Raw genomic sequence first — 13,958 nt, forward strand, 5'->3', positions numbered from 1 at the left:
CATAGCACGCGGGGCGGGTTTCTGCAGGCGCGGGCCTTGTGCGGTAGGCGCGCGGTGATCCCGTCTTGAGCCGGCCCCAGAGTCCATGACGGTGGTGTCCGCCAAGAGTCAGGATTGCATGGAACTCAACGACCCGCGGCCACTGTGCAGCCGCAGTCCCTTGTGCGTTCAGCGCGGGTGGTCCATGGAGCCCGATGAATCCTCGTGGGTGGAGGGCTCGAGCGCAGGCAGCAGGGGCGTCACTATCTCAGCAACCCGCCGGGCGTTGCCGATGCCGATCTCGCGCATCGGGCCGGACAGCCGCGTGTCTGCGGCGGCTGACAACCAGAAGGCGTGCGAGGCACGGAACGCCTGCTCCCACACGTCGGACCTGGCTCCCAGGGATTGGAACGACGGGGTGACCAGCCTCAACTCCGGCTCGATGCCGCCGCCTACGGGCGCATACATCATCGGGAGCATGTCATAGGCCGGAGACACGTCACGGGGCTGGCCGTGCGCATCGGTCATGAGGGAGAGATTTTCGAAATGGCGATCGCCGTTGCCAATCAACTCCGAGAAGGCTGTCAGGACGAGGACCTTGCGTACGGAATCCGCCCCGAGAATCGCCGCCTCTTCGCATCGCTGAGCGAATGCCGGCCAGTTGTCCCTCATGCCGAACAGTTCGTCGTCGATCGCGCCGGCGGAAATCATGCCCCGTCGTCCAAAGCGGCCCACTCGATCAAAACGCTCGACTTCGAGAAACCCATACCCGTCGCTTTCAAAATAGTGCGCTGACGCGGCCTCGATGCCGGCCTCTTGCAGCGCACGCAACGCCAGCTCCTCCAGGACAAGCATCTCCGATGATCTGGTCCCGACGCGGGCGAACTTCACAATGAGATGGCCGCGCGTTTCGGTTTCGCATGTGAACTTGGGTTGCTCGCCGCCTGCGCTGCTGCCAGCGCCTGTTTGGGTCGTGGAAGTCGCAAGTTGTGGATAGACCCGGGCAATGTCTGCGCTCGCGATCGGCGCGACCTGTCGGGATGCCATGTGCGTGGCGAACGAATTGGCTCCCCACATGAGAGATCCCGGTACGTCCGAGCCCATGGAGCAAAGAAACTTCACGCGGTGATCGTCGGACCAGTCCCGCAAGGATGCAGGCACCCCCAGCTCCGCGGCAACCACCTTTGCGATCCGCGCGCCCAGGTAGCCCGATGGCGCCGCGAACGCCATGGCAGGCGGCAGCCCTTCGTGGAGGCGACTGTCCGGACCATCCAGGTCAACCCAGGCACCGCCTCCACAAAGAAAATTGACCTTTCCCAATTCCGTCACCCGGCCCTCTTCGTCCACCCGAAATACCGGTTGGGGCGAAGGAACCGGGTCACTGCGGACAAGCGCGTAGCGTGGGGTTCGCACACCCGGTTCTCTGAAACGGATGACTTCGCGTCCCAGTTCCTGAATAGTTCGAGACAGGGTCGGCTGGCTTGTACCGAGAAGCGCCAAAAGATCGTTAGTTGGCCTCGCCCCCTGAGCCAACGCCTGTCGAACAATGGAGGTACGGTTCATCTCATTGCCTGCTTCCAGGTTGGTATGGCGTTGAATGAATTATTGGCTGAATAGTTCAAAGAATTGATGAAATTATGCCTGGATGCGCGTCTTTTAGCTAGGAAACGATGTGTCGTGCGCGTCATCGTCGGCGGGCGCCGAGGAGGAAGGCGCGCGGTGATCCCGTCTTGAAGACGGTCCTTCGATCAGCGCACTGCGGTTGGCTGGCAGCGATGCGGCAGTAACTCTCCGACGCGACCGGCCGACCGCAGGGCCTGGCGCCAACGTGAGCGAGACGAACTCGGCTTGCGGGTGGCCGGCCTTCGAGGTGATGCCTCTCGCGTCGACCATGCGGCGCCACCTGAGAACGACGTCGGCGTTGAGGCCATGGGCCAGCGCCACTTGGAGACGTTCAGTCGACCGTGGTCGGCCGGCCCGAGGCCACCCAGGCGTCGAGCCCGCCCGTCAGCGGCAGCGCCCGCCGCGCACCGCGCGCCAGCAGCACGCGCGCGGCCTGCGCGGCCGACACCTCGTTGGGGCAGTTGCAGTACAGAACCACGTCGCGCCCCGCCGCGTGCGACAGGTCGAGGCTGCGCTGCTGCAGCGCCTTGAGGGTGTACGACTGCGCGCCCGGAATGCGGCGCGGATCGACCTGCACGCCGGCCTTGCCGCGCACGTCGATCACCAGCGGAGGCTCCTCGCCGCTGAGCAGTTCGTGCAGCTCTTCCACCGAGATGCGCGGCATGCCCGTGAGCCGCATGAAGGCGCGGCGGCGCCAGTAGCGCACCGCGAGAATCACCGCCAGCAGCACGGCCACCGCCGCCGTGGCGATGCCGCCGGCCTGCGCGAGGATGGCCAGCACTTCCTGGATCTGGTTGCGGAACACCCAGCCCAGCCCGAGGAAGAGCCCTGTCCAGACCAGTGCGGCCCCGACGTCGAAGCCGATGAAGCGCCGCACCGACATGCCCAGCGCCCCGGCCATCGGCGGCGCCACCACCGACACGCCCGGCACGAACTTGGCGGCGACCAGCGAAAGGCCGCCCCAGTCGGAGATGAGGGATTCGCCGCGCCGCACGCACGAATCCGGCGACAGCGAGATGCGACACAGCATGCGCATGAAGCGGTAGCCGAAGCGTCGCCCCGCATAGAACCACGCCCCGTCGCCCAGCAGGTTGGCGATGACTGCAGCCACCACCACGCCGGCCACCGAGACGTCGCCCGCGGCCAGCAGCGCGCCCGTGAGCACCAGCACCGCCGCAGCCGGCACGGGCAGCCCGAGGCGCGCGGCAAAACTGGCGGCGAACACCACCAGGATCGCGTTCTGCACGAGCAGGGACATCAGCTGCGCCATGGCTGCCCTTGTCCGGATGCCGGAAGAATTTGCGGAGGTTGCGTGCTGTTCATGCCGGCAGCGATTCTCCGGCATGGCCCAAGAACGTACTGCCCTGCGGACATTCGCGGGATGCCGCGGAACCGGCTTTGCCGGGCCGCAGGCATCGCCCCCGGTGAGGGGGTTGGCGGCCACACGAAGTGGGCAAGCCTGGGGGAGAGCTAATTCCCTACGCTGAAGCCGAAGGTATTCCAGCCTTCGTCGCTTGATGCAGAGACCTGCCCGCCATGCATGCTCGCCACCGCTTTCACGATGGCCAGGCCCAGCCCATGGCCGTGGTGCTCGCCGCCGTCGTTGCGGGCCTCGTCGACGCGGTAGAACCGGTCGAACAGGTGCTGCAGGTGCTGCGCGTCGATGGGCTCGCCGGGGTTCGACACGGTGATCCAGGTGGCTGCAGCCTCTTCGCGCAGCCTCACGGCGATCTGTGCGCCGGGCTTCGAATGCTCGATGGCGTTCTGCAGCAGGTTCGACATCGCGCGGCGGAAAAGCGCGCTCTCCAGCCGCGCCTCGGCCTGCACATCGCCCTCGATGACGACCTGCGCACGCGTCTCGTCGAGCACGAACTCGAAGAACTCGATGGTCTTGCGCACCTCCTGCGCCACGGGGGTGAGCACCAGCCCGGTGGCCACCTCGCCGCGGTCGGCGCGCGCGAGAAAAAGCATGTCGTTGACGATGGAGCGCACCCGTTCCAGGTCTTCGAGGTTGGCCTGCAGCACCTCCTGGAACTCGCTGGCGCTGCGCTGGCGCGAGAGAGCCACCTGCGTGCTGCCGATGAGGTTGGCAAGCGGCGTGCGCAGCTCGTGCGCCACGTCGGCATTGAAGGCTTCGAGCTGGCCGTAGGCTTCTTCGAGCCGGCTCAGCGCGCCGTTGAATGCTTCGGCCAGCGCCGAGAGTTCCACGGGCAGCGGCTCCGCGCGCAGCCGCTGCGACAGCGTCTTGGGCCGCAGCGCCTGCGCCTCCTTCGACAGCCGCTCCAGCGGCCGCAACCCCACGCGGGCGATCCAGTAGCCCGAGAAGGCCACCACCAGCACCGCGCCCAGCCCGAGCGCGACCAGCGCACTCAGGAAAGCCTGGCGCGTGCGCGCATAGGGCTCGGTGTTGCGCCCGACGATCAGCCGCACCGCCGGCCGCTGCTCGAAGGGATCGATGTGCACCGACAGGGTACGGAACGGCCGCTCCTGCCCCGGCAGCTCGATCACGCTGGTGTGGCCGTTGGCCTCGCGAGTGAGCCCGTCGATCTCGGCCAGGCCCTTGCCGTACTGGAAGCGCGGGTCGTCGCTGAGCACCCAGAAGCGCACGCTGCCATCTTCGGGGGTAAGCGCGTCCATGCGCGCCTGCACGCGCGACCAGCGCTCGGGGCTGCCGATGGCCTTGATCCAGAACTGCAGGCTCTTGAGTGTGGTGTCGAGCTCCTCGTACTGGTGCCGCTCCAGCTCTCGCGCCAGCACGTTGTGCAGCGCGAAGCCGGCCAGCGCGAAGGTGGCGAGCGCCACGGCCGCGAACATCAGCACCAGCCGCGCGGTGATGGAGCGCTTCACGGGGCGGCGCCCTCTCCTCCAGCATCACGCAGCTCCATCACGTAGCCCATGCCGCGGATGGTGTGCAGCAGCTTCGGGCTGAAGGGCACGTCGATCTTGTCGCGCAGCCGCTTGATGGCCACTTCCACCACGTTGGTGTTGCTGTCGAAGTTCATGTCCCACACCAGCTCGGCGATGGCGGTCTTCGAAAGGATCTCGCCCTGGCGGCGCGCCAGCACGGCCAGCAGCGCGAACTCCTTGGCGGTGAGGTCGATGCGGGTGCTGCCACGGAATGCCTTGCGCGCCAGCAGATCGATCTGCAGGTCGGCAATGCGCAGCTGCATCGGCTCCTGCTTGCGGCCGCGGCGGTTCAGCGCCTGCAGCCGCGCCAGCAGTTCGAGAAAGGAGAAGGGCTTGACAAGGTAATCGTCGGCCCCTTCGTGCAGGCCCTTGATGCGGTCTTCCACGCGGTCGCGCGCGGTGAGCATGATGACCGGCGTCTGCTTCACGGCGCGCAGGGCGCGCAACACCGAGAAGCCGTCCTGGCCCGGCAGCATCACGTCGAGCACGATCACGTCGTACTCGTGGGTGAGCGCGAGGTGCTGGCCGTCGATGCCGTTGTGCGCCATGTCGACCGCGCAGCCCTGCTCGGTCAGCCCCTTGGAGAGGTAGTCCGCGGTTCTCAGTTCGTCTTCGACAATCAGGATCTTCATGGCATGGGCTTGCGCTGCGTCAACCGGTGGCGCTCATCCGTGCTGCACCTCGGCGGCTACCTCGGCCCTGCCGGCCTTCCTGGCCTTGCGCGCTTCCTTGCGGCGCATGTACCAGTAGTGGGCGCGGTCGAGGTACAGGTAGACCACCGGCGTCGTGAACAGCGTGAGCGCCTGCGAGAGTATCAGCCCGCCGACCATCGCGTAGCCCAGCGGCCGCCGCAGCTCCGAACCCGAGCCGTGGCCCAGCATCAGCGGCAGGCCCGAGAGCAGCGCGCACATGGTGGTCATCATGATCGGGCGGAAGCGCAGCAGGCAGGCCTGGTAGATGGCTTCTTGCGGCGTCATGCCCTGCTCGCGCTCGGCCTTGAGTGCGAAGTCGATCATCATGATGCCGTTCTTCTTCACGATGCCGATGAGCAGGATGATGCCGATCAGCGCGATCACGCTCAGGTCGTAGCCGCCCGCCATCAATATCAGCAGCGCGCCCACGCCGGCCGAGGGCAGCGTCGAGAGAATGGTCAGCGGGTGGATGTAGCTCTCGTACAGCAGGCCCAGCACGATGTACACCGCCACCAGCGCCGCGGCGATCAGGTAGGGCTGCGAGGCCAGCGAGTCCTGGAAGGCTTGCGCCGTGCCCTGGAACGAGCCGGTGAGCGACTGCGGCAGCCCCATGTCGGCCTGCGCCTTGTTGATGGCGTTCACCGCGTCGCCCAGCGCATGGCCCGGCGCGAGGTTGAACGAGATGGTCACGGCCGGGAACTGGCCCTGGTGGCTGATCGAGAGGTAGGCCGTCTTGCTGGTGTCCACCTTCACGAAGGTCGACAGCGGCACCTGCTGGCCGGTAATGGGCGAGTTGAGGTACAGCTTGCTGAAGAGCGCCGGGTCCTGCTGCAGCGCAGGCGTCACCTCCAGCACCACGTGGTAGCTGTTGAGCTGGGTGAAGTACTGCGCCACCTGCCGCTGGCCGATGGCGTCGTACAGCGTGGCGTCGATGGTGGCCGGAGAGATGCCGAAGCTCGACGCGCGGTCGCGGTCGATGGTGAGCACGGCCGAGGCGGCGGCGTTCTGCTGGTCGGTGGCCAGGTCGGTGATCTCGGGCAGCTGCTTGAAGCGCTCCAGCAGCTTGGGCGCCCAGGTGTTGAGCTCGTCGAGGTTGGCGTCGGTCACCGTGTACTGGTACTGCGTGCGCGAGGCCCGGCCGCCCACGCGGATGTCCTGGCCGGCCTGCAGGAACAGGTTCACGCCCTGCACCTTGGCAAGCTGCGGACGCAGCCGCGCGATGACCTCGTCGGCGCTGGCGGTGCGGCCCTCGTCCTTGGGCTTCAGGCTGATGTAGAAGTTGCCGGTGTTGTAGGTGGACGAACTGCCGTTCATGCCGAAGCCGGTCACGTCCGGGTCCTTGCGCACCACGTCGGCCAGCTCGACCATGCGGGCGTTCATCGACGCGAAGGAAGCGTCCTGCGCCGACTCTGCAAAGCCCGAGATGAAGCCCGTGTCCTGCTGCGGGAAGAAGCCCTTGGGAATGAACACGAACAGCACGCCCGTGGCCGCCACCGTGGCGATGAAGGTCATGAGCGTGATGAACTGGTGGTCGAGCACCACGTGCAGCCCGCGCTTGTAGGCGCCGAGCATGGCGTCGAAGCCGCGCTCGAAGAGCTGGTAGAGCCGCCCGTGCTGGCTGCCGTGCTCGTTCTTCAGGAAGCGCGAGCACAGCATGGGCGTGAGCGTGAGCGAGATCACCACGCTGACCACGATGGTGAGCGTGACCGTCACCGCGAACTCGCGGAACAGCCGCCCCACGATGCCGCCCATGAGCAGCAGCGGAATGAACACCGCCACCAGCGACACCGAGATCGAGATGATGGTGAAGCCGATCTCGCCCGCGCCCTTGTACGCGGCCTCCACGGCCGACATGCCTTCTTCGACGTAGCGGTAGATGTTTTCCAGCATGACGATGGCGTCGTCCACCACGAAGCCGACCGCGATGGTCAGCGCCATGAGCGAGAGGTTGTCGAGGCTGTAGCCCAGCAGGTACATCACCGCCACCGTGCCCAGCAGTGCCAGCGGCACCGTCACGCTGGGAATGAGCGTGGCCGGCACGTTGCGCAGGAACACGAAGATCACGGCCACCACCAGCGCGATGGTCAGCAGCAGCGTGAACTCCACGTCCTTCACCGAGGCGCGGATGGTCTGCGTGCGGTCGATGATGGCGTTGACTTCCACCGTCGGCGGAATCGACGCCTTCAGCCTCGGCAGCGCGGCGTTGATGCGGTCCACCGTCTCGATGACGTTGGCGCCCGGCTGCTTGGTGATGGCCAGCACGATGGAGCGGCCGTTCTGCACGTTGCTGCCCTCGGGCGCGGCGGCGCCCGCGTAGGCCCAGCCGGCGATCTTGGCGTTCTCGGGCCCGTCCACCGCCACGCCGAGGTCGCTCACGCGGATGGGCGCGCCGTTGCGGTAGGCCAGCACCACGTCGTTCCAAGGCTTGGCCTTCAGCAGCTGGTCGTTCGTGTAGACGGTGAAGCTCTGGTTGGGTCCGTCGATGGTGCCCTTGGGCGCGTTGACGGTGGCCGAGGCGAGCACGGTGCGCACGTCCTCCAGGCTCAGGCCCAGCGCGGCGAGCTTGGCCGGGTCGACCTGCACCCGCACCGCCGGCTTCTGCACGCCGCCGATGTTGACCAGGCCCACGCCGGAGATCTGCGAGATCTGCTGCGCGAGGATGTTGTCGGCGTAGTCGTTCACCTCGGTCAGCGGCAGCGTCTTCGACTGCACAGAGAGGATGAGGATGGGCGCGTCGGCCGGGTTCACCTTGCGGAAGGTGGGCGGGCTCGGCAGGTTGGCGGGCAGCTGGCCGGTGGATGCGTTGATGGCGGCCTGCACGTCGAGCGCGGCGGCGTCGATGCTGCGGTCGAGGTCGAACTGCAGCGTGATCTGGGTGGAGCCCAGGCCGCTGGTCGAGGTCATCTGCGAGAGCCCCGCGATCAGCGAGAACTGCCGCTCCAGCGGCTGCGCCACGTTCGACGCCATGGTCTCGGGGCTGGCGCCCGGCAGGTTGGCCGAGACCTGGATGGTCGGAAAGTCGACCTGCGGCAGCGGCGCCACCGGCAGCAGCGGAAACACCGCCGCGCCGACCAGCAGGATGGCCAGCGCCAGCAGCGTGGTGCCGATGGGGCGCTTGATGAATGCGGCGGAGATGCTCAATTGCTGCTCCCGCTGCTGCTGGCGACCTTGGCCGCGTCCTTCACGGCGTCCTTCACTGCATTCTTTGCGGCGGGCGGCGGCTCGACGATGGTGGCGCCGGGCTTGAGCTTGTACTGGCCGTCGACCACCACGCGCTGGCCGGCCTCCAGGCCCTTGTCGATCACGGCCGTGCCGTCGGCGATCTGCACCACGTGCACCGGTACGTTGGCGACCTTGTTCTCTGCATCGACGGCCCAGACGTAGGTGCTGTCCTGGCCGCGCTGCACCGCGGCGGCGGGCAGCGTGAGCGAGTCGGCCCGGCGGTCGAGCTGCAGCCGCACGTTGACGAACTGGCCCGGCCACAGCGTGTGCTGCGGGTTGGCGAAGCTGCCCTTGAGCTGCACCGTGCCGCTGGTGGTGTCGATCTGGTTGTTCAGCAATATCAGCTTGCCGGTGCCCAGCATCTGCGTGCCGCTGCGGTCATAGGCCACCACCGAGAGAGGCTGGCTGCTCTGCTGCTGCACGCGGTTGATGTCCTGCACGGCCTCTTCCGGCAGCGTGAACTGCACGGCGATCGGGTCGATCTGGTTGATGACGACCAGGCCGTTGGCATCGGCCGCATGGACGATGTTGCCCGGGTCCACCAGCCGCGCGCCCACCCGACCGTTCATGGGCGAGGAAATGCGCGTGAAGCTCAGTTGCACCTCGGCGTACTGCACCTGGGCGGCGTCGTTCTGCACCGCCGCTTCGAGCTGGTTGACGAGGGCCTTCTGCGTGTCGACCTGCTGCTGCGTGGCGGCGTCCTGCGACAGCAGCGTGGTGTAGCGCTTGAGGTCGGCACGGGCATTCGCCAGCGTGGTCTGGTCCTTGGCCTTGGTGGCCTGCGCCTGCGCGAGCTGGGCCTGCAGCGTGCGCGGGTCGAGCTGGGCCAGCAGCTGGCCGGCCTTCACGTCCTGCCCCTCGACGAAGCCGACCTTGTCGAGCTGGCCGTCGATGCGCGCCTTGACCGTCACGGTGGCCATCGAGGCGACGGTGCCGATGCCCGAGCGGTAGACCTGCACGGTCTGGGTCGCGACGCGCGCGGTGGTCACCTGCACGGGCGGGCTCTTCGGCGCATCGGGCTTGGCGGCGTTGGCCGCGTGATGGGTGAGCGCCCAAGCGCCGCCGCCGAGCACGAGCACCAGGGTGGCGGTCGCGAGCCAGGTGGAGCGGCGCTGGAACAGGGGGAGCGTGGTGATTTCTGCGGTCGTCGTCATGGCATCAATTCCCGGAAGTCGTTTCTGCGGCGTTCCAGCCGCCGCCCGTGGCTGCAATCAGCGAGACGCTGGCGGCCAGCTGGCGGCCGAGCACCTGCGCGGCCGTGCGCTGGTTGGTGAGCGAAAGCGTCTGCGCCGTCACCACGCTGAGGTAGGTGGCGGTGCCCGCGCGGTACTGGCTCAGCGCCATGCGCTCGGCGAGCTGGGCGGCGCGCACCGCGTCGGCCTGCAGTGCCGATTCGTTGTCGAGCACGCGCAGGGTGGCGAGGTTGTCTTCCACCTGCTGGAAGCCGGCGAGCACGGTCTGCTTGTATTGCGCGACGGAGGCGTCGTAGGCGGCCACGGCCTGGTCGGTGTGAGCCTTGCGCAGGCCGCCGTCGAACACGGTCTGCGCCAGCGCCGCACCCAGCGACCACACGCGGCTGGGCGTGTTGAACAGCGTGCCCAGCGTGGCGGCGCTGAAGCCGCCGCCGGCGCTGAGCACGATCTGCGGGTAGTAGGCGGCCTTGGCGACGCCAATGTTGGCGTTGGCGGCCTGCACGCGGCGCTCTGCGCCCGCGATGTCGGGGCGGCGCTCCAGCAGTTCCGAGGGCAGGCCGGCAGGCGTCACAGGAAGTTGCAGGCGCAGCGCGGCGGCTGACGAAAGCGATTCGGCGGTCGGCGGGTTCGAAGAGGTCTCGAGCGGCGGCAGCGTGAACGACGCAGGCGCCTGCCCGGTCAGCACCGCGATGGCGTGTTCGAGCTGGCTGCGCTGGGCTTCGAGATCGACCGCCTGCGCCTGCGCGGTCTTCAGCTGGCTTTCGGCCAGCGCCACGTCGGAGCGCAGCACGGTGCCGGCCGCGTACTGGTGCTGCGTGAGCTCGAGCGCCTTGGCATAGGCGGCGGTGGTGCTCGCGTAGAGGTTGCGCTGCAGGTCGATCACGCGCACCTGCAGGTAGTCCTGAGCCAGCGTGGTCTGGATGCTGAGCCGCGCGCCGGCCAGGTCGTCGGCGCTGGCCTGCGCGCCGGCATTGCCGGCCTCGACCGAGCGGCGCACGGCGCCCCAGATGTCGGGCTCCCAGCTCGCGCCGAGGCCCAGGGTGTCGGTGGTGCCGAGCTTGACGGTGCCGGTGCTGTTGGTCTGGGCGCGCGTGGCGCCGGCGTTGAGGCCCACTGTGGGGAAGAAGCCCGCACGCGCCGCGGCGGCCAGCGCCTGCGCCTGGCGGTACTGCGCCTCGGCCACGCGGATGTTCTGGTTGGCCGCGTTGGCCTGCACGATCAGCGCGCTGAGCGTGCTGTCGCCGAAGGCGTCCCACCAGGGATGGTCGGCGTCGATGGTCTGCGGGGCGGCGGTCTTCCAGGGGCCGCCGGTTTCCTTGAAGGCGGCGGGCACGTCCAGCTGCGGGCGGACGTAGTCGGGGCCGACGGCGCAGCCCGCGAGGAGCAAGGCGGCCAGCGCGAGGGCTGCGCGCGGGAGGGATGGGGCGTCGGAGAGAACCATGATGCGGGCACTCTAGGAGCCGGCATCAAACCCCTCGCTGTCGACTAACTGACAGTTTTGACAGTTTTCGGTCTTCCTCCCTCCCCCGCTCGGGGAGGGTCGGGGTGGGGGCACGGCAGCGCTCAAGAAAGCGCGGCGACTGTTCGGAGGCCTGCCCCATCCCGGCCTTCCCCCAGCGGGGGAAGGAGAAAAACCGCTCAGCGCGGGGCGTCGCCCTTGCGGTACTCGGCGGTCAACTCGTCCAGCTTTTGCTTGAGGGCCGGGTCGAGCTTGTATTCCGCCGCCGCGATGGTCGCGTCGAGCTGGTCGGGGCGGCTCGCACCGAGCAGCGGCGCGGTGATGAGCGGGTTGGCCATCACCCAGGCCACGGCCAGGGTGGCCAGCGGCACGCCGGCTTCATCGGCGAGCTTGTGCAGCTGCGTCACGGTGTTGAAGCTGCGTTCGTTCCAGTAGCGGTCCTGGTACATGCCGCCGGCGGTGCCGAGGGTGAAGCGGGTGTTCTCCTCGGGCTTGCTGCGGGGCTTGTACTTGCCGGTGAGAAGGCCGCCGGCCAGCGGGTTGTAGGGGATCACGCCAAGGCCCTCTTCGCTCGCCAGCGGCAGCAGCTCGCGCTCGATCTCGCGGAACAGCAGGCTGTAGCGCGGCTGCACCGACACATAGCGCGTGAGCCGGAGCAGTTCGGCCTTGCCCAGCGCGCGGGCCAGGCGGTAGGCCAGGAAGTTGGACACGCCGATGTAGCGCGCGCGGCCCGACTTCACGATGGTGTCGAGCGCCTCCAGGCTCTCTTCAAGCGGCGTCTCGCGGTCGTCCATGTGCAGCTGGTAGAGGTCGACGTGGTCGGTCTTCAGCCGCTTGAGCGAGGCATCGATGGCGTCGAGCAGGTGCTTGCGCGATGCGCCCTGGTCCCAGCTGTTGGGGCCGACCTTGTTGACCGCCTTGGTCGCCAGCACGAAGCGGCGGCGGCCCGCGGGGCCCTGCTTCTCGAGCCAGTTGCCGATGATTTCCTCGGTGCGGCCGGCCGTCTCGATGGTGCCGCCGAGCGGGTAGACGTCGGCGGTGTCGAGGAAGTTGATGCCGCCTTCGGCCGCCTTGTCGAGGATCTGGTGCGACACGGCCTCGTCGGTCTGCAGGCCGAAGGTCATGGTGCCGAGGGCGAGGCGGGAGACGGTGAGGCCGGTGCGGCCGAGACGGGTGGAGGGAATGCTCATGGTGTTCGGTTCTCGCTCTGGAGGGAAGGAGATGAGATGGAAGGAAGGGAGCGGCGGCCATCATAGGCACGGCCGCGCGACCCTGCAGGCGGGCGGGCGTTTCAGCTGGCCTCGGCGTGCACGCCGGGCGCGCCGGGCTCGACCGAGAAGCGCGCCATGGTGCCGACCGGCGAATCGGCCGTCTTCTCGTCTTCCACCGCGCGGAACTCGACCGTGCAGCCGCGCGTGTCGAGCGTGGCGAGCGCATAGCCGCGCCTGTCGGCCCGGCCGTAGCGCAGTTGCGGGTTCTTCGCGAGCATGTTCGCCACGCTGGCGGCGCTCGGCCCTTCGGAGGTGATGGCGCCGCCGACGAACTCGGTCGCGACCAGCGGGCCCTGCTGCGCATCGCCGCGCCGCAGGTCGGCGGCCCAGAAGGCGTGCACGTCGCCGCTGGCGACCAGCGCATTGCCGCCGCGCGACCTGTGCTCGGCCAGCGCGTCGAGCAGGCGTGCGCGGGCGGCGGCATAGCCGTCCCAGCCGTCCATCCAATAGCCGTGTTCTGCGCCGCGCTTGCGGTCGGCCTCGGCCAGCAGCGTGGGCTGGGCGAGCACGGTCCAGCGCGCGGACGGCGCGGCGAGTTCGCGGGCCAGCCAGGCCTCCTGCTGCGCGCCGAAGAAGCTGCGCCCGGGCGCGAGCCGGTCGGCGCAATCGGCCAGCGGCGAGGCGCTGCGACCCGAAAGGCAGGCGTGGTGCGAGCGGTACTGGCGCCCGTCGGTCAGCAGCAGGTCGAGCATGCGGCCGAAACGGTGGCGGCCGTAGATGAGCGCATCGGGGCCGCGCGGGCGCATGCTGGCGGGCACGGGCATGTGCTCGTACCAGGCCTGGTAGGCGGCCGCGCGGATCTCAAGGAACTGCGCGGGGTCGGCCGTGCGCGGCGATTCGTCGTTCGTGTAGTCGTTGGCCACCTCGTGGTCGTCCCAGGTCACGAGCCACGGGAAGGCGGCGTGTGCGGCCTGCAACTGCGCATCGGCCTTGTAGAGCGCGTAGCGGTCGCGGAACTCGGCGAGCTGCGTGGGGATGCCGCCCTCGTGCCGTCGCACCTGGTGCGACTTGCGGGAGCTCTCGTAGATGTAGTCGCCCAGGTGCACCACGAAGTCGAGCGGCTGCGCGGCCATGTCGCGGTAGGCGGCGTAGTAGCCCTGCTCGTAGTGCTGGCAGGAGGCGAAGGCGAAGCGCAGCTGTTGCAGGGCTTCGTCGTTGTCGGCCGGCGTGGTGCGCGTGCGGCCGGCAGGGCTGCGCGCACCGCCAGCGGTGAAGCGATACCAGTACCAGCGCGCCGGCGGCAGGCCTTGCACCTCGACGTGCACCGAGTGCGCCAGCTCCGCTGTCGCGACGGCCCTGCCCTTGGCGACGATGCGCCTGAAGCCTTCGTCGCCCGCGACCTCCCAGTTCACTTCGACAGGCGCATCGCCCATGCCGCCGCCGGGCAGCGGCTCCGGCGCGAGCCGCGTCCAGAGCACGAAGCCATCGGCGCGCGGCGCGCCAGAGGCGACGCCTAGCGTGAACGGATAGCCTGGTGCAGCGGTTGCCGGCTGTGCATGCAGCCTCGGCAAGGGATGGCCGACGAATGCGGCCGCAAGGCCGGCGCCCAGCAGACGCCGGCGCGAGAACGAGGGCAGGAAAGGCCGCGAGCTCATTCTTCGCATGCCAGGGT

The 13,958-nt window shown here is 68.5% G+C and carries 9 protein-coding genes; all 9 read right to left on the reverse strand.

All coding sequences use genetic code 11. The annotated features are described in order from the left end of the window. Positions 1–168 precede the first annotated feature (168 nt). Complete coding sequence (locus ABL838_RS23380) at positions 169–1,542, reverse strand: HipA domain-containing protein (RefSeq protein ID WP_418122146.1); 1,374 nt, start codon at positions 1,540–1,542, stop codon at positions 169–171. A gap of 391 nt (positions 1,543–1,933) precedes the next feature. Continuing rightward, the gene (locus ABL838_RS23385; RefSeq protein WP_418122147.1) at positions 1,934–2,872 is read right to left on the reverse strand and encodes a DedA family protein/thiosulfate sulfurtransferase GlpE; all 939 of its coding nucleotides are present in this window, start codon (positions 2,870–2,872) and stop codon (positions 1,934–1,936) included. Between the two features lie 200 nt (positions 2,873–3,072). After that, entirely contained in the window at positions 3,073–4,449 is a 1,377-nt protein-coding gene (locus tag ABL838_RS23390; RefSeq protein ID WP_418122148.1) for a heavy metal sensor histidine kinase, read from the reverse strand. Beyond that, a complete protein-coding gene (locus ABL838_RS23395) occupies positions 4,446–5,141 on the reverse strand; it encodes a heavy metal response regulator transcription factor (RefSeq protein ID WP_418122149.1) in 696 nt (231 codons plus the stop codon). Before ABL838_RS23395 ends, ABL838_RS23390 begins: the two co-directional genes overlap by 4 nt. Before the next feature lie 33 nt (positions 5,142–5,174). Beyond that, on the reverse strand, positions 5,175–8,342 hold the full coding sequence (locus tag ABL838_RS23400) for an efflux RND transporter permease subunit (protein WP_418122150.1): 3,168 nt from the start codon (positions 8,340–8,342) through the stop codon (positions 5,175–5,177). Continuing rightward, on the reverse strand, positions 8,339–9,577 hold the full coding sequence (locus ABL838_RS23405; RefSeq protein WP_418122151.1) for an efflux RND transporter periplasmic adaptor subunit: 1,239 nt from the start codon (positions 9,575–9,577) through the stop codon (positions 8,339–8,341). Before ABL838_RS23405 ends, ABL838_RS23400 begins: the two co-directional genes overlap by 4 nt. 4 nt (positions 9,578–9,581) lie before the next feature. Continuing rightward, positions 9,582–11,057 carry an efflux transporter outer membrane subunit gene (locus tag ABL838_RS23410; RefSeq protein WP_418122152.1) on the reverse strand — a complete coding sequence of 492 codons (1,476 nt, stop codon included), beginning with the start codon at positions 11,055–11,057 and terminating at the stop codon, positions 9,582–9,584. 197 nt (positions 11,058–11,254) lie between these two features. Further along, positions 11,255–12,265: an aldo/keto reductase gene (locus ABL838_RS23415; RefSeq protein ID WP_418122154.1), complete on the reverse strand. Its 1,011-nt coding sequence runs from the start codon at positions 12,263–12,265 to the stop codon at positions 11,255–11,257. A gap of 101 nt (positions 12,266–12,366) precedes the next feature. Then, positions 12,367–13,941, reverse strand: coding sequence for an alkaline phosphatase D family protein (locus ABL838_RS23420; protein ID WP_418122155.1), 1,575 nt, complete (start codon positions 13,939–13,941; stop codon positions 12,367–12,369). Positions 13,942–13,958 lie beyond the last annotated feature (17 nt).

It is taken from the genome of Variovorax sp. 160MFSha2.1, from assembly GCF_048305075.1.
Classification (GTDB): Bacteria; Pseudomonadota; Gammaproteobacteria; order Burkholderiales; family Burkholderiaceae_C; genus Variovorax; species Variovorax guangxiensis.

Excerpts from the sequence above, each read along its gene's own strand:
- ABL838_RS23395 (WP_418122149.1), bottom strand. The coding sequence starts at position 5,141 with ATGAAGATCCTGATTGTCGAAGACGAACTGAGAACCGCGGACTACCTC.
- ABL838_RS23420 (WP_418122155.1), bottom strand. The coding sequence starts at position 13,941 with ATGAGCTCGCGGCCTTTCCTGCCCTCGTTCTCGCGCCGGCGTCTGCTG.
- ABL838_RS23380 (WP_418122146.1), bottom strand. The coding sequence starts at position 1,542 with ATGAACCGTACCTCCATTGTTCGACAGGCGTTGGCTCAGGGGGCGAGG.
- ABL838_RS23385 (WP_418122147.1), bottom strand. The coding sequence starts at position 2,872 with ATGGCGCAGCTGATGTCCCTGCTCGTGCAGAACGCGATCCTGGTGGTG.
- ABL838_RS23410 (WP_418122152.1), bottom strand. The coding sequence starts at position 11,057 with ATGGTTCTCTCCGACGCCCCATCCCTCCCGCGCGCAGCCCTCGCGCTG.
- ABL838_RS23405 (WP_418122151.1), bottom strand. The coding sequence starts at position 9,577 with ATGACGACGACCGCAGAAATCACCACGCTCCCCCTGTTCCAGCGCCGC.
- ABL838_RS23415 (WP_418122154.1), bottom strand. The coding sequence starts at position 12,265 with ATGAGCATTCCCTCCACCCGTCTCGGCCGCACCGGCCTCACCGTCTCC.